The 18332-nt window shown below is 60.7% G+C and carries 20 protein-coding genes and 1 pseudogene; 8 read left to right on the forward strand and 13 right to left on the reverse strand.

The window, feature by feature from the left end; all coding sequences use genetic code 11:
* Positions 1–3: 3 nt before the first annotated feature.
* Genes rpmI through thrS form a run of 3 tightly spaced genes read right to left on the reverse strand, consistent with a single transcriptional unit; the run spans position 4 to position 2732 of the window.
* Positions 4–198: a 50S ribosomal protein L35 gene (rpmI, locus tag LMH93_RS17150; RefSeq protein ID WP_003250667.1), complete on the reverse strand. Its 195-nt coding sequence runs from the start codon at positions 196–198 to the stop codon at positions 4–6.
* A gap of 60 nt (positions 199–258) precedes the next feature.
* Positions 259–810: a translation initiation factor IF-3 gene (gene infC / locus LMH93_RS17155; RefSeq protein ID WP_012052879.1), complete on the reverse strand. Its 552-nt coding sequence runs from the start codon at positions 808–810 to the stop codon at positions 259–261.
* The gene (gene thrS / locus LMH93_RS17160) at positions 810–2732 is read right to left on the reverse strand and encodes a threonine--tRNA ligase (RefSeq protein ID WP_010953409.1); all 1923 of its coding nucleotides are present in this window, start codon (positions 2730–2732) and stop codon (positions 810–812) included. The genes infC and thrS overlap by 1 nt, the downstream gene beginning before the upstream one ends.
* 338 nt (positions 2733–3070) lie before the next feature.
* Here thrS and LMH93_RS17165 point away from each other — a divergent pair, with 338 nt between their 5' ends.
* Positions 3071–3376: a hypothetical protein gene (locus LMH93_RS17165; protein ID WP_003250658.1), complete on the forward strand. Its 306-nt coding sequence runs from the start codon at positions 3071–3073 to the stop codon at positions 3374–3376.
* A 162-nt stretch (positions 3377–3538) separates the two neighbouring features.
* Positions 3539–3751 carry a cold-shock protein gene (locus LMH93_RS17170; RefSeq protein ID WP_003250656.1) on the forward strand — a complete coding sequence of 71 codons (213 nt, stop codon included), beginning with the start codon at positions 3539–3541 and terminating at the stop codon, positions 3749–3751.
* A gap of 200 nt (positions 3752–3951) precedes the next feature.
* Here LMH93_RS17170 and LMH93_RS17175 read toward each other — a convergent pair whose 3' ends face one another.
* Positions 3952–4263, reverse strand: coding sequence for an I78 family peptidase inhibitor (locus LMH93_RS17175; RefSeq protein ID WP_003250651.1), 312 nt, complete (start codon positions 4261–4263; stop codon positions 3952–3954).
* 274 nt (positions 4264–4537) lie between these two features.
* Between LMH93_RS17175 and LMH93_RS17180 the strand changes: the two genes are divergently transcribed.
* Entirely contained in the window at positions 4538–4750 is a 213-nt protein-coding gene (locus LMH93_RS17180) for a hypothetical protein (RefSeq protein WP_003250649.1), read from the forward strand.
* Here the strand turns inward: LMH93_RS17180 and LMH93_RS17185 are convergent.
* The 7 genes and pseudogenes from LMH93_RS17185 to LMH93_RS17215 all read right to left on the reverse strand — a co-directional run bounded on the left by LMH93_RS17185 (position 4722) and on the right by LMH93_RS17215 (position 11658).
* Entirely contained in the window at positions 4722–5723 is a 1002-nt protein-coding gene (locus LMH93_RS17185; RefSeq protein WP_100773406.1) for a nucleoside hydrolase, read from the reverse strand. The two genes, LMH93_RS17180 and LMH93_RS17185, sit on opposite strands and share 29 nt — an antisense overlap.
* Before the next feature lie 64 nt (positions 5724–5787).
* Entirely contained in the window at positions 5788–6186 is a 399-nt protein-coding gene (rbsD, locus tag LMH93_RS17190) for a D-ribose pyranase (RefSeq protein WP_003250646.1), read from the reverse strand.
* The gene (gene rbsK, locus LMH93_RS17195) at positions 6183–7091 is read right to left on the reverse strand and encodes a ribokinase (protein ID WP_003250643.1); all 909 of its coding nucleotides are present in this window, start codon (positions 7089–7091) and stop codon (positions 6183–6185) included. The genes rbsD and rbsK overlap by 4 nt, the downstream gene beginning before the upstream one ends.
* A gap of 15 nt (positions 7092–7106) precedes the next feature.
* On the reverse strand, positions 7107–8129 hold the full coding sequence (locus LMH93_RS17200) for a LacI family DNA-binding transcriptional regulator (RefSeq protein ID WP_185280199.1): 1023 nt from the start codon (positions 8127–8129) through the stop codon (positions 7107–7109).
* Between the two features lie 4 nt (positions 8130–8133).
* Positions 8134–9128: pseudogene (locus tag LMH93_RS17205) on the reverse strand (ABC transporter permease).
* Complete coding sequence (locus tag LMH93_RS17210) at positions 9125–10678, reverse strand: sugar ABC transporter ATP-binding protein (protein WP_185280198.1); 1554 nt, start codon at positions 10676–10678, stop codon at positions 9125–9127. Before LMH93_RS17210 ends, LMH93_RS17205 begins: the two are co-directional and overlap by 4 nt.
* Before the next feature lie 20 nt (positions 10679–10698).
* Entirely contained in the window at positions 10699–11658 is a 960-nt protein-coding gene (locus LMH93_RS17215) for a sugar ABC transporter substrate-binding protein (protein ID WP_230064412.1), read from the reverse strand.
* 367 nt (positions 11659–12025) lie between these two features.
* Between LMH93_RS17215 and LMH93_RS17220 the strand changes: the two genes are divergently transcribed.
* Positions 12026–13114 (forward strand): asparaginase, encoded by a 1089-nt coding sequence (locus LMH93_RS17220; protein ID WP_003250634.1) that lies wholly within the window; start codon positions 12026–12028, stop codon positions 13112–13114.
* 124 nt (positions 13115–13238) lie between these two features.
* Here the strand turns inward: LMH93_RS17220 and LMH93_RS17225 are convergent, their stop codons facing one another.
* Positions 13239–15113 carry a sigma 54-interacting transcriptional regulator gene (locus LMH93_RS17225; protein WP_230064413.1) on the reverse strand — a complete coding sequence of 625 codons (1875 nt, stop codon included), beginning with the start codon at positions 15111–15113 and terminating at the stop codon, positions 13239–13241.
* Positions 15114–15313: 200 nt separating this feature from the next.
* Between LMH93_RS17225 and cynS the strand changes: the two genes are divergently transcribed.
* The 4 genes from cynS to LMH93_RS17245 all read left to right on the forward strand — a co-directional run bounded on the left by cynS (position 15314) and on the right by LMH93_RS17245 (position 17805).
* Entirely contained in the window at positions 15314–15754 is a 441-nt protein-coding gene (gene cynS / locus LMH93_RS17230; protein ID WP_003250631.1) for a cyanase, read from the forward strand.
* A gap of 64 nt (positions 15755–15818) precedes the next feature.
* Complete coding sequence (locus LMH93_RS17235; RefSeq protein ID WP_108191401.1) at positions 15819–16643, forward strand: formate/nitrite transporter family protein; 825 nt, start codon at positions 15819–15821, stop codon at positions 16641–16643.
* A 220-nt stretch (positions 16644–16863) separates the two neighbouring features.
* Positions 16864–17106, forward strand: a complete 243-nt coding sequence (locus LMH93_RS17240) for a DUF1654 domain-containing protein (RefSeq protein ID WP_080637253.1) — start codon at positions 16864–16866, stop codon at positions 17104–17106.
* Between the two features lie 6 nt (positions 17107–17112).
* Positions 17113–17805: an endonuclease gene (locus tag LMH93_RS17245; protein ID WP_230064414.1), complete on the forward strand. Its 693-nt coding sequence runs from the start codon at positions 17113–17115 to the stop codon at positions 17803–17805.
* Between the two features lie 3 nt (positions 17806–17808).
* Here the strand turns inward: LMH93_RS17245 and LMH93_RS17250 are convergent, their stop codons facing one another.
* On the reverse strand, positions 17809–18234 hold the full coding sequence (locus LMH93_RS17250; RefSeq protein ID WP_185280196.1) for a GTP pyrophosphokinase: 426 nt from the start codon (positions 18232–18234) through the stop codon (positions 17809–17811).
* Positions 18235–18332: the final 98 nt, after the last annotated feature.

Below are 18332 nucleotides of genomic sequence, written 5' to 3' on the forward strand. Positions count from 1 at the left end.
GAATTAACGAACGCGCAGCATGCGCTCGACTTTTGCGACGTCGGACGGGTGCAGCAAGCTGGCACCGCGCAGTTGACGCTTACGCTTGGTCGACATTTTGGTCAGGATGTGGCTCTTGAAAGCGTGCTTGTGCTTGAAGCCCGAAGCTGTCTTCAGGAAGCGCTTCGCAGCACCGCTCTTGGTTTTCATTTTTGGCATGTTGGAACTCCGCATTCGATAAAATTACACATAATCATCAGGCCTGCCGTGCCCGGGAGATTACTTCTTTTTCTTGGGGGCGATGACCATCATAAGCTGGCGTCCTTCCATCTTCGGATGCTGCTCAACGGTGCCGTATTCGGCGAGGTCGGCTTCGACCCGCTTCAACAGCTCCATGCCCAGCTCCTGGTGGGCCATCTCACGACCACGGAATCTCAGAGAGATCTTGGCCTTGTCCCCATCGGTAAGGAAACGTACCAGGTTGCGTAGTTTTACCTGGTAATCCCCATCCTCCGTCCCTGGACGAAACTTGATTTCTTTGATCTGGATCTGCTTCTGGTTTTTCTTGGCTTCGTTAGCCTGCTTCTTCTTCTCGAAGAGGTGCTTGCCGTAGTCCATGACCTTGCAGACGGGTGGTACCGCGTCTGCAGAGATTTCTACCAGGTCCAGCTTCGCTTCATCAGCGATACGCAGCGCTTCATCAATCGAGACGATGCCAACCTGCTCGCCGTCTGCGCCAATTAACCGAACCTCGCGGGCCGAGATATTCTCGTTGATCGGGGCCTTCGGTACAGCACGCTTATCGTTTCTCATTTCACGCTTAATAGTCATTACTCCGATTCTTGGCGACCACGCCGGGAAACCGCTTGTGTCAGCAGCTCAACGAATTGGGCGACGGGCATGGAGCCCAGGTCTGCGCCTTCGCGAGTACGCACAGCGACGGTTTGCGTTTCGACTTCGCGGTCCCCTATAACCAAAAGGTACGGGACCTTGAGCAAAGTATGCTCGCGGATTTTAAAGCCGATCTTCTCATTTCTCAAGTCCGACTTGGCACGGAAACCGCTTCCGTTCAGAGATTTCTCAACCTCGAGGGCGAAATCGGCCTGCTTGTCGGTGATATTCATGATCACCGCCTGGGTTGGGGCCAGCCACGCCGGGAACACGCCAGCGTAGTGCTCGATCAGCATGCCGATGAAGCGCTCGAACGAACCGAGGATGGCGCGGTGCAGCATGACCGGGCGAACTCGGCTGTTATCTTCGGCGATATAGCTGGCATCCAGACGCTCTGGCAGGTTCGGGTCGTACTGCAGGGTACCGCACTGCCAGTTACGGCCGAGGCAGTCGCGCAGGGTAAACTCGATTTTCGGGCCGTAGAAGGCACCCTCGCCCGGCTGGTATTCCCACTCAAGGCCGGATTCGTTCAGGGCGTCGGCCAGCGCTGTTTCAGCACGGTCCCACAACTCTTCAGAACCGACACGCTTGGCCGGACGAGTGGACAGTTTCATGGCGATGTCGCTGAAACCGAAGTCCTTGTACACGTCCAGGGTCAGCTTGATGAAGTCGGCGGCCTCTTTCTTCACCTGATCTTCGGTGCAGAAAATGTGCGCATCGTCCTGTACGAAGCCACGCACGCGCATGATGCCGTGCAGTGCGCCGGACGGCTCGTTACGGTGGCAGGCACCGAACTCGGCCAGACGCAGCGGCAGGTCGCGGTAGCTTTTCAGGCCCTGGTTGAACACCTGCACGTGGCACGGGCAGTTCATCGGTTTTACCGCGTAGTCACGGCTTTCCGACGAAGTGGTGAACATGTTTTCGGCATAGTTTGACCAGTGGCCGGAACGTTCCCACAGGATGCGGTCGACAACCTGCGGGGTCTTGATTTCCTGGTAGCCGTTTTCGCGCTGCACGCCACGCATGTACTGCTCGAGTACCTGGTAGACGGTCCAGCCGTTGGCGTGCCAGAACACCATGCCCGGGGCTTCTTCCTGCAGGTGGAACAGGTCGAGCTGCTTGCCGATCTTGCGGTGGTCGCGTTTTTCGGCTTCTTCGATGCGCTGGATGTACGCAGCCAGCTGCTTCTTGTCAGCCCAGGCCGTGCCGTACACGCGCTGCAGCTGCTCGTTCTTGGCATCGCCACGCCAGTAGGCGCCGGACAGCTTGGTCAGCTTGAACGCCTTGAGGAAGCGGGTGTTCGGCACGTGCGGGCCGCGGCACATGTCGACGTATTCTTCGTGGTAGTACAGGCCCATGGCCTGTTCATCCGGCATGTCTTCGACCAGACGCAGCTTGTAGTCTTCGCCACGGGCCTTGAACACATCGATGACTTCGGCGCGCGGGGTCATTTTCTTGACCACGTCGTAGTCTTTTTCGATCAGCTCCATCATGCGCTTTTCGATGGCGGCCATGTCTTCTGGGGTGAAGGGGCGCTCGTAGGCGATGTCGTAATAGAAGCCTTCGTCAATGACCGGGCCGATCACCATCTTGGCGGTCGGGTACAGCTGCTTCACGGCGTGGCCAACCAGGTGGGCGCACGAGTGACGGATGATCTCCAGTCCCTCTTCATCTTTAGGGGTGATGATCTGCAGGGTGGCGTCGTTGCTGATCAGGTCACACGCATCGACCAGCTTGCCGTCGACCTTGCCGGCCACAGTGGCCTTGGCCAGGCCAGCGCCGATGGAAGCGGCTACTTCGGCTACGGATACGGCGTGATCGAACGAACGTTGACTGCCATCGGGAAGAGTAATAACGGGCATGGCGCCTCCTCTCCTAGTGGTGACCCCTACCAAAGGTCACGTGGGTTGGGATGAGCCAGTACAAGATCCGACCTGCCTTCCGGTAAAAGGAAGCCTGCCCCACAGTGGCAGAAGCCTTTCGGCTTGTCAGGGACGAACCAGAGTGACTGGAAAGAAAAAAGATAGCTGCAACCGGCAACAGCGCGACTGCAAGCCGAGCATGCTAGCACGCGGGTTGCACCCTAGGCAGAAATATTTGGAAATTGCACCACAACGGTGAACTAACGCGGAAAAATACCGCTCAGACTTTGGGAAGCAACCTACTCTTGATGAGACCTTAACCCAAGGAGTAACTGGTGATGCGAGTTCCGTCTCTTCTGGCCCTGGCGGCCGCTGGCGCCCTGCTGCTGCCCGTGGCTGCGAACGCCGGCAACTTCCCAGCCGGGAAGGAGGCCGCCTACATGACCCAGTGCACGCAAGTGGCCAGCGGCCAGGGCGTTGACGCTGCCACCGCGAAAAAACACTGCGACTGCGGCGCGCAAGCCATCAAAAAGAACTTCACCGACGCCGAGATTGCCGACCTCGACAGCAAGGACGGCGTTGACGCCAAGCTGATGCAGAAGGCGCAGTCGGTGGTGAGACAGGCCTGCGCACCGAAGAGCTGAAACCTTAAAGCCGGTGATGACCAGCCATTCTTTGAGCTGGATCAATATCCTGCGAAGGTAAAAGGCGCTAGATGCGCAGAATTAGACTATGATGTATCCCGTGCTCCGTAGCCTCGGCCGCATTGCACCACTGAAAAAACTAAATGTTCTGGAGATTCACCCATGTCCAATCGCCAACAAGGCACCGTCAAATGGTTCAATGATGAGAAAGGCTACGGCTTCATCACCCCAGCAGGCGGCGGCGACGACCTGTTCGTACACTTCAAAGCCATCGAATCTGACGGCTTCAAGAGCCTGAAAGAAGGCCAGACTGTTTCCTTCGTCGCCGAGCGCGGCCAGAAGGGCATGCAGGCTGCACAGGTTCGTCCGGAGTAATTCGGATAGCTGTAAAAAAACCCGCCCTTGTGGCGGGTTTTTTTATGGGTGATGCATCATCTGAGTGGGGCGGGATTGCCTGCGAAACCGACAGTAGGGTGAATGGCACGGGCTTTGCTCGTGTTCGCGGGTGAACCCGCTCCTACAGGCGACCGCACAGGCTTTTCACATTTTGCGCAAGGCAGTTGCCCCCGCGTGCATCAACCGCAGTTGACGCGGGTTACCCTACCCTGCTCGTCCACGTTCAGGTTCAAGCGCTCGGAGCGGTACTCCAGGGTGACCACGTCGTGCGGCTTGAGAATGCGCGCCATCTGCGAGCCGCTGGCCTTGCGTGCCTGCTCCAGCAATTCGGCGCTGGCCTGCTTGCCCAGGGCAAAGTCGGCACCACTGGCTTCGCAGCGGCCATCGTTGCCCGCTGGCGCGGCACCACCATCAGCATTGCCACCAGTGCTGCAACCCGCCAGGACAGCAGCCACAGCCAGAGTTGCCAGGTAAGCACGGGTACGGAACATGAAGCCTCCTAAATCGGTCCGGGAACTGCCTGATCCGACAGCTCCGCTCATCATTTGTTGCAAAACCGGTCAAGTCTGCCTGAACTGCAGCGGCGAGGCGAAAAGCAATCGTGACCGGATTTTGCACAACGTGCTGTATTTGCCATATGCTTAGCCCGCACGGTCACCGGCGCAAAGCCATGATTTGCTGCAAGAAGTGGAGCGCATCCCGCCTCCATCGAACACCAGGGTCAGGTGTTCCCCCTTCGTTCCGGGCCCCCAGCGAGAGCTTTTCATGAGCACCCACAGCATCGATGCCGATATCAAGGTCAAATGGGCCGAGGGCCAGAGCGCGTACAGCCCTGGCACACCGGAAGAGTTACTGTTGATCGCCATCGACCTGTTGGTGCGCGACAACGGTGCCGAGGCGGCACGCAGCTTCATCGACCAGGTATTCGAGCGCTACGCGCCGCACGCGGCTATTCCAATCGCGCCAGACGGTCACTGAGCAGGTTGAACAGCCCCTGGGCATCACCCTGCTCCACCCACAGCACATTCGCCGGCCGCTTGAGCACACCGTACCAGTCTGCAACTGTCTGGCCGAAAGTGGCCCCTTCGCGGCTGTCGATGCTCATGTGGATACGTCGGCCACTGAACAGCTCGGGCTTTAACAGGTAGGCGATGACGCTGGCGTCGTGCACAGGGCCGCCAGGTATGCCATACACGTCCATATCGTGGGTGATGTAGGCATTGAGGATATCCACCACGCGCTTGCTGGCCTGGTTGTTTACGGCTGCCAGTTGCTTCAGGCGGGCGTTACTAGTCAGCAGCTTGTGCGTGACGTCCAGCGGCAGGTAGGTCAGCTGTACGCCGCTGGCCAGCACCACTTCGGCGGCGTGCGGGTCGGCATAGAGGTTGAACTCCGCCACCGGGGTGATGTTGCCGCCGTTGAAATGGGCTCCCCCCATGACCACCACCTCTTTGATGCCGTTGACGATGCTCGGGCGCTGGATCAGCGCCAGGGCCAGGTTGGTCTGCGGGCCGAGCATGGCGACGGTGATGCTGTGCGGTTTGGCTGCGCTGAGTGTATCGACCAGGTATTGCACGGCATTGCCCTGGGCCAGGGGCGCTTTCGGCTCGTGCACCGGTACACCGGTGAGGCCTTCTTCGCCATGAACGTCGGCGGCGTAGATCGGCGTGCGCACCAATGGGCGGCCGGCACCGGCGTACACCGGGATGTCTTCGCGCCCCGCCCATTCGCGGGCCAGGCGGGCATTGCGCGAGGTCTTGTCCAGGCGCACGTTGCCGGCCACGGTGGTGATGGCGCGGATATTGAGTTCGTTGGGCGAAGCCATGGCCAGAAACAGCGCGACCACGTCGTCCGCGCCGGGATCGGTGTCGATGATCAGGTCGATGGGTGCGGCCTGGAGGGTGGAGGCTGTGGCCATGAAGACGACTCCTTGTAGCAGGGACTTGAGCATGGATGGCACTCCTGTTGCCTATGAATCATGCGTTTACACAGCCCGGCGTCCTTTGTGGAAGCGGCTAGAAGGTGACGCCGGAGATGAGGGCGATGTTGCTGTAGGGCTGGCACTCGCCTGTACGCACCACCGCACGGGCACTGCGCGACAGCACTTTGAAATCCTCATGGGTCAGCCATTCGCGCTTGCCCAGCTTGCCCTTCAGTCGCTCGATTTCGACCAGCGCAGGTGGCACCACTTTCTGCATTTCCTCAGCCAGCACGTGCCGCTCAACCTGCAATTCGCTCAGCACCACCCGCAGCACGCTGGCGAAGTCCGGCAGGCCAGGCGTAATGGCCAGGTCGATCAGCTCGACACCCGGCGGCACCGGCAGCCCGGCATCGCCGATCACCAGGATATCGCCATGCCCCATGCCGGCAATGACTCGCGACAGGGCAACGTTCAGCAGCGGGGTTTTCTTCATGGCGTCAGCTCCGCCAGGTAGGGAATCGACGGCTGGGCACCGGCACGGGTAACCGACAATGCCGCGGCACGCTGGCCAAAGGCGATCGCCTCGCCCTCCTTCAGCCCACGCACCAGGGCGGCAGCAAAGCCACCAATGAAGGTATCGCCGGCAGCGGTGGTGTCCAGCGGTTGCACGCGCGGCGCCGGATAGTGCTGATGGCCTTGGGCAGTAACCAGCAAGGCACCTTGCGCACCCAAGGTGATGATCACTTTGCCTGCCCCCAGCTGCAGCAAGCGCTCACCTGCGCGCCGGGCACTGTCCTGGTCGGTCACCGCCACACCGGTCAAGGCTTCGGCCTCGCTTTCGTTAGGGGTAAGGTAATCGATATGCGCAAACCAGTCCGCTGGCAAGGGACCGGTAGCGGGTGCTGGATTCAGGATGACCTGCTTGCCCAGCTCACGCGCCCTGGCCAGTGTGCACGCCACAGTGTCAGTGGGCACTTCCAGCTGGCAGATGACCACCTCGGCGGCCTGCAGCAGTGCATCGAAACGCAGCACCGACTGTGGCGTCAGCAGGCCGTTGGCGCCGGGAATGATGACAATACAGTTCTGGCTGGCAGCATCCACCGTGATCAGCGCCACACCGCTGGACGTGCCCGGGCAGGTGCTGACACCCTGACAGTCGATACCCTCGACATACAAGGCCCGGTGCAGTTGCCGACCGTAATCATCATCCCCCACATTGCCGATCATCGCCACGCTGCCCCCCAGCCGCGCTACCGCCACCGCCTGGTTGGCACCCTTGCCGCCCGGCACCGTGAAAAAGCTATCGCCGGGGAGTGTTTCGCCGGCCCGGGGCAGGCGCTGGGCGCGGACCACCAGGTCCATGTTGAGGCTGCCGACCACCACAACCTTGGCATTCATGACGTTTCCTTAGCGTTAGCGGTATTCATTGAACAGGTCCGGGCGCGGCCCGGTGGATTCACGCAAGACGATACGCGGGGCGACGATACGCTGCTCCGCCGCGCCTTGCCGGGGCGTAGCGATACGCGTCAGCAGCAACGAGGCAGCGCTCTCGCCCAGCTCGAGGATCGACTGGCCCACGGTGGTCAGTGGTGGGTACACGTAGCGGCTCAGTTCGATGTCGTCGAAGCCGATCACCGACAGCTCGCCGGGTACGCTGATATTGCGTTCGGCGGCAGCGCGCAGCACACCAAAGCCGATCATGTCGTTGCCGGCAAAAATCGCCGAGGGCCGCTTGCCTTCCAGCACCTGCGCCGCCGCTGCATGGCCACCCGGGCTGGTGAAGTCGCAGTGCAGTACACGGCTGCCCAGCACAGGCGCACCGGCTTCGGCCATGGCACGGCGGAAGCCGCTCAGGCGCAGCTGGGTAACACCGGTTTCGGCGGGGCCGCCGATATAGGCGACGTCGCGATGGCCCAGCTCCAGCAGGTGCCGGGTGGCCAGGTACGCCCCCTGCTCGTGGTCAATGCGCACCAGGTCGGCATCGACGCCTTCCAGCTCACGGTCGACGATGACCATTGGCGTGCGCACACCGGCCAGGCTTTGCAGCAGGTCGTCGTCCTGGCCCACCGAGGCCACTACCAGGCCGTCGATGCGTTTTTCCAGCAGCACGCGCAGGTAGCTGCGCTGCTTCTGTGGGTTGTCGTCGGAGTTGCACAGGATCACGCAATAGCCGTTGCGCTCGCAGGCGTCTTCGATACCCCGCGCCAGCTCGGCGAAGTAAGGGTTGACGCTGTTGGGCACCAACAGGCCGATGGTGGCCGTACTGCGCGCCTTCAGCGAGCGCGCCACCGCACTGGGCACGTAATCCAGTTCGACAATGGCGGCTTCCACCTTCAGCCGCACCTGTTCGCTGACCGGACGGGTCTTGTTGAGTACATGGGACACGGTGGTGTAGGAAATACCCGCCAGTGCCGCGACGTCTTTGATAGTTGCCATGGTGTCAGTTCCGCCGGCCTGCGCGCCGGCTACGGTAAGTGTCGAGCACAACGGCGATGACGATCACCGCCCCGGTGATGATGCGTTTGGTCGGCTCGCTGGCGCCGATCTGCGCCAGCCCGGCGGCCAATACGGAAATGATCAGTACGCCAAAGAAGGTGCTGATGACCGAGCCACGCCCGCCCATCAGGCTGGTACCGCCGATCACGACGGCGGCAATGACCTGCAACTCCAGGCCAGACCCGGCGTTGGGGTCGGCGGCTTCCAGCCGCGAGATCTGGAACAGTGCGGCCAGGCCGGCGAGCAGGCCCATCAGGGCGAAACCAGCACTTTGTAAGGGCGCGGATCGATACCGGCCAGGCGCACGGCCTCTTCGTTGGTGCCGATACCGATCAGGTAACGGCCGAACACCGTGCGCGTCAGTACCAACTGGGCGAGCACGATCACCAGCAAGGCGATGATAAACGCTGGCGAAACACCAAAGGCGACCGGGTTGGAGAACCAGGCATAGGCGTCGCCGATATAGGCGGTGCGCGAGTCGGTGAACTGGTAGGCCAGGCCACGGGCCATCTCCAGCACACCAAGCGAGACGATGAACGACGGGATGCGCCAGGCTACGGTGACGCCACCGGTAATGCTGCCGGCCAATGCGGCCACAGCCATGCCCAGCAGCGCCGAGGGCAGCACGCCCCAGCCCCAGCCGAGTATCGCCACGCTCACCGTCGAGGCGGCCAGCGCCAGCACCGAGCCCACCGACAGGTCGATGCCGCCGATGATCAACACGAAGGTCATGCCCACCGCCAGCACCATCAGGTCCGGGATCTGGTTGGCCAGCGTGCTGAAGGTGCCATACGACCAGAAGTGGCTGCTGAGGAACGAGAACAGCACGATCATCGCCAGCAAGGCGCCAGCCAGGCCCAGGTAGGTGCCCAGGCCAAAGTAGGTACCGCTGCGGCGCACGGGGGCGGCTTCCTGGTTGTTGAGCGGGGTGGTTTTCATGCATCCATCCTGGGGGCTGCATCATGCAGCAGCGCGTCACGTTTCTGATAACCGGCGAAGGCGGCGGCAAGCAACTGGTCCTGGCTCCAATGATCACGCGCGAAGGTGTCGATCAGGCGGCCGGCGGACAGCACGGCGATGCGGTCGCAAATCAGCATCAGTTCGCGCAGGTCACTGGACACCACCACCAAGGCCTTGCCTTGGCGCGCCAGCTCGGCTAGCAGGCCATAAATGTCGAACTTGGCGCCCACATCGATGCCACGCGTGGGCTCGTCGAACAGCAGCACCTGGCAATCGCGCTCCAGCCAGCGGCCGATCACCACTTTTTGCTGGTTACCGCCAGACAGCTCACCCACCACCTGCTGCGCGCCGGCACTGCGAATGCGCATGGCCTGGATCTGGCGTTCGGCCAAGGCCTTTTCCGCTTCGCTATCGAGCACACCGGCGCGCGATACCGCGCCCAGGTTGCCCAACGCAATGTTGGCGCTGATCGACTGCGTCAACAGCAGGCCCTCGCCTTTGCGGTCTTCGGTTATCAGCGCGATACCGGCCCGCACTGCAGCCTTGGGCGAGTCGATGTTTACCGCCTGCGGCGGTTGGCCGAGCGCGATACCGCCGCTGTCGGCGCGATCGGCACCGTAGATCAGGCGCAACAGCTCGGTACGGCCGGCGCCGATCAGCCCGGAAATGCCAAAAATCTCCCCTGCCCTGACTTCGAACGACACCTCGCGCACCTTGTCGCCGCGGCACAACTTGTCGACCTTGAGCAGCGGTGCACCCATCTGCCGTCGGCCCAGGTCGATATGCTCGCCCAGCTCGCGGCCGACCATCAGGTTGACCAGCTCGGCGCTGCTGTAGCGCTGGATCGGCTCGTCGCACACCAGCTTGCCATCGCGCAGCACAACGATGCGTTGGGCCACCCGCTGCAACTCTTCCAGGCGATGCGAGATATAGACGATGGCCACGCCGCGCGCGCGCAGGCGCTCGATCTGGATGAACAGCAACGCCACCTCGCGCGCAGTGAGCATGGCAGTGGGTTCGTCCAGGATCAGCACATGGCAGTCACCGATCAGGTTGCGGGCAATTTCGACCATTTGCTGATGGCCGATGCCCAGTTCACCGACAGGGGTGTCCGGGTCGATGGCGTCGAGCCCGACCCGAGCCATGGCGGCCGTTGCCAGCTGGCGCAGGCGCTTGTGGCTGATCCAGCCGAAACGGCTGGGCAGGTTGTCGAGAAACAGGTTTTCGGCCACGGTCAGCGTCGGCAGCAGGTTCAGTTCCTGCATGACCATGCGCACACCAAGGCGTTCGGCCTCGCTGCGGCTGCCGGGCGCGTAGGCCTGGCCACGGTAGGTCATGTGCCCGGTGGTGGGCACCTCCAGGCCGCTGATGAGCTTGGACAACGTACTCTTGCCTGCGCCGTTCTCGCCGGTCAGGGCCAGCACTTCACCGGCGCGCAGGCTCAGGCTGACCTCGCCGAGCACGGGCTGGGCGTAGGTCTTGCCCAGGCCGCTGGCGGCAAGCACCACTTCATTGGCCGATGCAGGCATGGCCGATTCTCCTGGCAGCATCAGGGCTTCTTGGTGATGAGTTCGACCGGGGTCTGGATGACGTTGTCGGCATCCACATCAGGCTTTTCGCCCTTGACCATTTTCAGCGCCGCCTGGATGCCATACACCGCCTGCTGGCTGGCCGCCTGGTCGAGGGTGGCAAGCACGCGACCGTCTTCAAGCATTGGCTTGATGGCATTGATGTTGTCATAGCCCACCACTTGCACCTGGCCGGTCTTGCCAGCGGCACGCACGGCGGACACAGCGCCCAGGGCCATGCTGTCGTTGCCGGCCAGCAAGGCCTTCAGGTCGGGGTATTCGTTGAGCATGGAGGCGGCGACGGCGTTGCCTTTGTCGATCTCCCAATTGCCGCTTTGTACCGAGACGATGTTCATCTGCGCGGCGCCCATGGCGTCCTTGAAGCCGGCGGTGCGCTGCTGGGCATTGGTGGTGGTCGGCACGCCTTCGATAATGCCCACCTGGTCGCCGGCCTTGAGCTTCTGGCTGGCCAGGTAATCGCCAACCAGGCGGGCGCCCTTGCGGTTGTCGGGGCCGACGAAGGGAACGCTGATGCCGTTGCTCTTGAGCAAGTCAGGGTCCAGACGGTTGTCGATGTTGATCACCACCACGCCCTGGTCCATGGCCTTCTTCACCGCCGACACAAGTGCTTTCGAGTCAGCCGGGGCAATCACCAGCGCCTTGGCGCCGGCATTGACCATCTGCTCGACGATGCGGATCTGCTCGCCAGTGTCGGTCTCGTTCTTGATGCCGTTGGCGATCAGGTCGAACTCGTCGGCGTGGGTTTTCTGGTAGTCCTTGGCGCCGTCTTCCATGGTGCGGAAGAACTCGTTGGCCAGCGACTTCATGACAAGGGCGACCTTGGGCTTGTCTTCAGCGTGGGCAGCAGACAATGGCAAGGCGAGGCTAAGCGAGGAAATGACAGCGATGGCCAGCAGACGACCGGGGAACGGCAGCTTCATGAACGATGACTCCGAATCTTGTGTTTTTTATCGGATCGCAAACGTTTGCGTTGACCAACTATGGTAACAGGACCGTTGTTTGTCAAATCCGTTTGGCTGTCGGAGGCCAATGTGCTGCCGGGGCCGATTATGCAGGCTTTTCCGAAAACCCGAACACCTTTTCCTTTTTTTGTTCGGAATTACGAATGCAATGCCACCGTTTGCAGGCGCGGCTCGGTGCAACACCACACATTGCCGGGGCTGCTACGCGGCCTCTTGCAACGCAAGGCCGCTCCAACCCAGGCAACGCGTGGTGCCTTGGTACGAAAAATGCCTATAGCCCTGCGCGACTCAATAACTATCTCACTAGGAAGCGAGAACAATAACGATGAATGCCGCACTCAAAACCTTCGCCCCCAGCGCACTCGCCCTGCTGCTGATCCTGCCATCCAGCGCCTCGGCCAAAGAAGCCGAAACCCAACAGAAGCTGGCCAACGTGGTCATCCTCGCCACCGGCGGCACCATTGCCGGCGCCGGCGCCAGCGCTGCCAACAGCGCCACTTACCAGGCTGCCAAGCTGGGCGTCGACAAGCTCATCGCCGGCGTGCCAGAACTGGCCGACATCGCCAATGTACGTGGCGAGCAAGTGATGCAGATCGCCTCCGAGAGCATCAGCAATGACGACCTGCTGAAGCTGGGCAAGCGCGTCGCCGAGCTGGCCGAAAGCAAGGACGTGGACGGCATCGTCATCACCCATGGCACCGACACCCTCGAAGAAACCGCCTACTTCCTCAACCTGGTAGAGAAGACCGACAAGCCAATCGTGGTGGTCGGCTCGATGCGTCCGGGTACCGCCATGTCCGCCGACGGCATGCTCAACCTGTACAACGCCGTGGCCGTAGCCAGCGACAAGCAGTCGCGTGGCAAGGGCGTGCTGGTGACCATGAACGACGAGATCCAGTCCGGCCGCGATGTAAGCAAGGCGGTCAACATCAAGACCGAAGCCTTCAAGAGCGCCTGGGGCCCGATGGGCATGGTGGTGGAAGGCAAATCGTACTGGTTCCGCCTGCCGGCCAAGCGCCATACGGTCAATTCCGAGTTCGATATCAAGCAGATCAGCAGCCTGCCGCAGGTGGACATTGCCTATGGCTATGGCAACGTCACCGACACCGCCTACAAGGCGCTGGCACAGAACGGCGCCAAGGCGCTGATCCATGCCGGTACCGGCAACGGTTCGGTATCGTCGCGGGTAGTCCCGGCGCTGCAAGAACTGCGCAAGAACGGCGTGCAGATCATCCGCTCGTCGCATGTCAACCAGGGTGGTTTCGTACTGCGTAACGCCGAACAGCCGGATGACAAGAACGACTGGGTCGTGGCTCACGACCTGAACCCGCAAAAAGCGCGGATCCTGGCGATGGTGGCAATGACCAAGACCCAGGACAGCAAAGAGCTGCAACGCATCTTCTGGGAGTACTGATCAACCACCCATGGCCGGTGCCCCACATCACCGGCCATTCTTCCCTTCCAGATCAATCCCGCCCGGCCGCCATTCAACTGGGGCTCGCATCAGTGGGTTTCTTCTCTGGCTTGCGCAAGCGGCTCTATTTGTAATCTCTCGGATCAACGCCCCACTTCTTGAGTCGAGACGCCAAGGTTGTGGGCTTCAACCCCAGCAATTGCGCAGCACCACCCTCGCCGGAGACTTTCCCTGCTGTTCGTTTGAGCACAGAGATCGCATTCAGCTTCATCTGCCGCTCCCAGTCTTTGTCGGCAGTCGGCTCAGGCTGGCATTGTGCAATTGAAGATACTGGGCCACTGGACGGGCCGTTTGGCGCCAGAACCTCATGAAAGCTCACGCGACCGTCTCGGGAGACGATGGTCTGTCGCTCAATCACATTTTGAAGCTCGCGAATGTTGCCTGGCCAGGCGTACTGCTGAAGCACCGCGACTTGGGTCAGCGACATGCGAATGCCCGGTTTGTTAAACGCCAGGCTAGCCCTTTCAAGAAAATGGCTGGCGAGCAACGGAATGTCCTCAAGTCGCTCCCGCAGGGGCACCGAGCGTATAGGGAACACATTCAAGCGGAAGTATAAATCTTCCCGGAACGCCCCTCGGGCGACCATATCGCGCAGGTCACGGTTCGTTGCGGCGATAACTCGCACATCAACGGCCCTGGTGCGATTGTCGCCTACAGGCTCAAACTGGCGGTCCTGTAGAACACGGAGCAACTTGCTTTGTAACTCCAGCGGAATCTCTCCCACCTCATCGAGAAACAAGGTTCCGCCGTCTGCCAACTCAAAGCGACCCACTCGGTTGCTGACCGCTCCGGTGAAGGCCCCTTTGAGGTGGCCGAAGAACTCGCTCTCGAACAACTCACGGGGTACCGCGGCGCAATTGACCCGAATCAGAGGGCGGTCGCGCCGGGGGCTGCTGGCATGAATCGCGCGAGCCACAAGCTCTTTACCCGTGCCTGACTCGCCGGTGACCAACACGTTGGCGTCGGTAGCTGCGACCAGGTCGATCTGCTGTAACAGATGCTTGACCGCTGGGCTTTCGCCGACGATCTCGTGGTGATTGCCGTGGGCGTTGATTTCCTCCTGCAGGTATTGGTTTTCCATCTCCAGCCGAGTCTTCAACTGCTCTACTTCACTTAGCGCATCGCGCAGGCGCGCTTCAGTGCGCTGTCGTTCGCGGATGTCCCGAAACAACACCACCGCCCCCACCAGCCTTCCCATCTCGAAGATTGGAGTGCTGGTGTACTCGACGGCGATTGGTTCGCCGCTCTTGTGCCAGAACACCTCGTGGTCCACGCGATGAACTTGTCCATCGCTGAACGAAGCATGGATGGGGCACTGATTGACCTCGAACGCACGTCCGTCGCTATGGCTGTGGTGGAACAAATGGTGGGCATCCTGGCCAATCATGTCGACGGCACTCCACCCCAGAATACGCTCGGCGGCGGGGTTGATGAACGTGGTCTGGCCCCGGGTATCGAGCCCATAGATGCCCTCGCCAACTGCACCAAGAATCAGCCGGTTCTGCTGCTGGATGCGCTCGAACACCTGGCTGATCCGCTCCCACCCCACGTGGCCCAAACGGTGTTGGCGGCGCGCCTCAGCCCGGTTACGGCGCTGCTCCAGAAGGTCCCGGCGCTGCACCGCCAGTACAATTTTCCCGCCCTCAACCGCGCTAGCCGAAACCTCCACCGCTATTTGCCGCAGTTGCAGATCCACCAGCAGCAGGTCGTCCGACCACGCTTCGCCTTGAGTCAGCACCTCATCCGTAAAGCTCACCCACAGTGCGATTCCCCCTCGCAGAAAATGGCTAAAGGCATGACCGGGCAGCTCATTTGCAGCGCAGCCCAGTAAATCAAGCGCGGCGGTGTTGGCTTGCAGTACCCGATCATCTACCGGGTGGATTAACAGCATGGCAACGGTGGAGTCGGCAGCGACTCCGAGGGCGACGGCGTCTGTCACAGATGCATATCCTTCAGCCGATTTTCACGAAATTTCGTAAACAATATTACGAGAGTTCGTAATTCACGAAATTTCGTCAATCCAATTCGCTATTAATAAAAAATAAACTAATAAAATCAGATAGTTAAAAAATAATGGAGATTGGCACATCTCTCGCTATGGGTGTGTTCACCTTAAACCAAACTGCGGGAGCAGAAATAATGGACAAACTTGAAATGCATCACCTGATCATGGCCGCGAAAGCACGCAAGGGCCTGAGCTGGGATGATCTTGCCAACGCAGTGGGCAAGGCCCCGGTATGGCTTGCATCGGTCTGCTACGGCATGAACAGCGCGCCGCTGGAAGTGGCAACGCATCTTTGCGAGGTATTGGAGCTGGATGATCAAGTCGCCGCCACCTTAACCGCTTTCCCAGTCAAGGGCTGGGACAAGTCCATCCCTCAAGACCCGCTGATCTATCGACTGTACGAAGTCGTGGGCGTCTATGGCCCAACCCTGAAAGACGTGATCCAGGAAAAATTTGGCGACGGCATCATGAGTGCCATCGACTTTTCCATGCATGTCGAGCGAATCGAAGACCCCAAAGGCGACCGGGTTCTGTTGACCCTCAATGGCAAGTTCTTGCCGTACCGTTCCTGGTAAACCCATCCAACCCTCGGCATCCCTCCGGGGGTGCCGCCCATTACCCGCAGTTGAGGGAGCCGCCATGTCTTATCTGCTACCCACCGATTTTGTCACCAAGATGCTCGATGCCGGCGCATCAAAGGTCCACATGTCCACTCGCGACACGCTGATCCGCAGCTACATGGCCGGGGCAATTCTGGCCTTGGCGGCCGTATTCGCAATAACCATCGCAGTGCAGACAGGCTCAGCCCTGCTAGGCGCAGTACTGTTTCCGGTTGGTTTTTCAATGCTCTACCTTATGGGCTTCGACCTGCTCACTGGGGTCTTCATGCTCACCCCGCTGGCATTACTGGACAAACGTCCCGGGGTCACCGTTAGGGGAATTCTGCGCAACTGGGGCCTGGTGTTCGTCGGCAACTTCGCCGGCGCCCTTACGGTCGCCTGCATGATGGCCTTCGTCTTTACCTATGGTTTCCATGCCTCCCCCGGTGCCGTGGGAGAGAAAATTGCCAGCATCGGTGAGGCCCGCACCCTGGGTTACGAGCAATACGGGCTGGCAGGCTGGTTGACGATCTTCCTGCGTGGCGTGCTGTGTAACTGGATGGTGTCGATGGGCGTGGTCGGCGCAATGATCTCCACCTCTGTGAGCGGCAAGGTGATCGCCATGTGGATGCCGATCATGCTGTTTTTCTTCATGGGCTTCGAGCACTCGGTCGTGAACATGTTCCTGTTCCCTTCCGCAATGATCATGGGCGGCGACTTCTCGCTCATGGACTACCTGGTGTGGAACGAAATCCCCACCGTACTGGGCAACCTGGTGGGCGGCCTGGCCTTCACAGGCCTGACGCTGTACGGCACCCACATCCGTACGGCCGCGAAGAAAGCCACCAGCGCAACAACCTGCTGAAGCGATAAAGAAGGCAGGCAGCCTCAGTCGCCGCCTGTCTCACTTCATACCCAGGACAAAAAAGAGGTTTTGCTTTGCACTGCCTCTAACCCGAACATCGTTTACATTTCAGAACGGAGTCATGGCTTACAGACCAACGCTGGATTTCCCCTGACAAGCTGTTGCGAATTTACTTACAGTGAAATACTGTATGCACATACAGCAAAACAAGGAAATTCCTGTGTCCAGCACCGCCCCCGCCACCCCGAGCAGCTATGAACAGCTGGGTGTACGCATCCAGAAGATCATCAACAGCCCCACCGCCCAGCGCAGCCGTGCGGCGCTGATCTTCCGCCTGGAACAGGAAAGCCCGGATGACTGGGAGACCCTGCTTCAGGAGATCGCAGAAAACGACAACGTCACCCTCGCCCATCGCGACGATGGCGGTGTGCAGATTTTCTGGACCGTACCGAAGGAAGATTGACTGCGCATGAGAGTTTCGCTTTTCGCAGCAGCTTGCCTGTTACTGACCACTCCGCTTGTTCAAGCCGACGCCCCGCGCACCTTCCAGGAGGCCAAGAAGGTCGCCTGGAAGCTCTATGCGCCGCAATCGACCGAGTTCTATTGCGGCTGTAAATACAAAGGCAACAAGGTCGACCTGGCATCTTGCGGCTATACCCCACGCAAGAACGCCCAGCGCGCGTCGCGCATCGAGTGGGAGCACATCGTACCCGCCTGGCAGATCGGCCATCAGCGCCAGTGCTGGCAGAGCGGCGGGCGCAAGCAGTGCTCGCAGCATGACGAAGTGTACCAACGCGCCGAAGCCGACCTGCACAACCTGGTGCCAAGCATCGGCGAGGTCAACGGCGACTGCAGCAACTTCAGCTTCGGCTGGCTACCAGAACAACGCGGCCAGTATGGCCGCTGCCTGACCCAGGTCGACTTCAAGGCCAAGAAGGTGATGCCGCGCCCGTCGATCCGCGGCATGATCGCCCGCACCTACTTCTACATGAGCAAGCAGTACAACCTGCGCCTGTCCAAACAGGACCGCCAGCTGTTCGAAGCCTGGAACAAGACCTACCCGCCGCAAGCCTGGGAGCAGCAACGCAACCAACAGGTCGCCTGCGTGATGGGGCGAGGAAACGCGTTCGTGGGGCCGGTCAACCTCAAGGCGTGCGGTTGATCCTCAGACCAGCGCCTGTAAATAGGCACTGGCTTGGCGATAACGGGCCAGCCGCGCCAGGTCGGCGGGGCCCGGGCAAGGGATGCGCGAGAGGTCGCTGTTGTCGGCCAGATCAGCCAGCTTGACGGTGCGCGCCAACGGGTCTTCGCCCAGGCGCACCACGAAATCCTGGTAAGGCTCGCCTTCGCGGCGGCTAAGCGCCAGCAACGCAGCCAGGATTTTCAGCGCGAAGCCCTCACGCGCCAGGTCGGACAGGGTCAACGGGGTGTCTTCGATCACATCGTGAAGCACCGCCACAATCCGCTGCTCAGGTGTGGAAACCCGCATCATCACGCGTAACGGGTGGAGGATGTAAGCCGCCCCACCCTTATCGTATTGCCCTTCATGCGCCCTGGCGGCCACGGCAATGGCCCGCTCCAGTGTAGACATGAGGCCCTCCCCGTTTGGCATCTCCCAACCCAAGCATAGCCAAACTTGTGTGAACAGCGCCTGACACAAGCCTTGGCCGCGGCGCCACTGTACCGGCT

Source organism: Pseudomonas sp. CIP-10 (assembly GCF_020911845.1).
Lineage (GTDB): Bacteria > Pseudomonadota > Gammaproteobacteria > Pseudomonadales > Pseudomonadaceae > Aquipseudomonas > Aquipseudomonas alloputida.

Bases quoted from the DNA above. Each gene is read 5' to 3' on its own strand.
- rpmI (WP_003250667.1), bottom strand. From the start codon at position 198: ATGCCAAAAATGAAAACCAAGAGCGGTGCTGCGAAGCGCTTCCTGAAG.
- infC (WP_012052879.1), bottom strand. From the start codon at position 810: ATGACTATTAAGCGTGAAATGAGAAACGATAAGCGTGCTGTACCGAAG.
- thrS (WP_010953409.1), bottom strand. From the start codon at position 2,732: ATGCCCGTTATTACTCTTCCCGATGGCAGTCAACGTTCGTTCGATCAC.
- LMH93_RS17165 (WP_003250658.1), top strand. From the start codon at position 3,071: ATGCGAGTTCCGTCTCTTCTGGCCCTGGCGGCCGCTGGCGCCCTGCTG.
- LMH93_RS17170 (WP_003250656.1), top strand. From the start codon at position 3,539: ATGTCCAATCGCCAACAAGGCACCGTCAAATGGTTCAATGATGAGAAA.
- LMH93_RS17175 (WP_003250651.1), bottom strand. From the start codon at position 4,263: ATGTTCCGTACCCGTGCTTACCTGGCAACTCTGGCTGTGGCTGCTGTC.
- LMH93_RS17180 (WP_003250649.1), top strand. From the start codon at position 4,538: ATGAGCACCCACAGCATCGATGCCGATATCAAGGTCAAATGGGCCGAG.
- LMH93_RS17185 (WP_100773406.1), bottom strand. From the start codon at position 5,723: ATGCTCAAGTCCCTGCTACAAGGAGTCGTCTTCATGGCCACAGCCTCC.
- rbsD (WP_003250646.1), bottom strand. From the start codon at position 6,186: ATGAAGAAAACCCCGCTGCTGAACGTTGCCCTGTCGCGAGTCATTGCC.
- rbsK (WP_003250643.1), bottom strand. From the start codon at position 7,091: ATGAATGCCAAGGTTGTGGTGGTCGGCAGCCTCAACATGGACCTGGTG.
- LMH93_RS17200 (WP_185280199.1), bottom strand. From the start codon at position 8,129: ATGGCAACTATCAAAGACGTCGCGGCACTGGCGGGTATTTCCTACACC.
- LMH93_RS17210 (WP_185280198.1), bottom strand. From the start codon at position 10,678: ATGCCTGCATCGGCCAATGAAGTGGTGCTTGCCGCCAGCGGCCTGGGC.
- LMH93_RS17215 (WP_230064412.1), bottom strand. From the start codon at position 11,658: ATGAAGCTGCCGTTCCCCGGTCGTCTGCTGGCCATCGCTGTCATTTCC.
- LMH93_RS17220 (WP_003250634.1), top strand. From the start codon at position 12,026: ATGAATGCCGCACTCAAAACCTTCGCCCCCAGCGCACTCGCCCTGCTG.
- cynS (WP_003250631.1), top strand. From the start codon at position 15,314: ATGGACAAACTTGAAATGCATCACCTGATCATGGCCGCGAAAGCACGC.
- LMH93_RS17235 (WP_108191401.1), top strand. From the start codon at position 15,819: ATGTCTTATCTGCTACCCACCGATTTTGTCACCAAGATGCTCGATGCC.
- LMH93_RS17245 (WP_230064414.1), top strand. From the start codon at position 17,113: ATGAGAGTTTCGCTTTTCGCAGCAGCTTGCCTGTTACTGACCACTCCG.
- LMH93_RS17250 (WP_185280196.1), bottom strand. From the start codon at position 18,234: ATGTCTACACTGGAGCGGGCCATTGCCGTGGCCGCCAGGGCGCATGAA.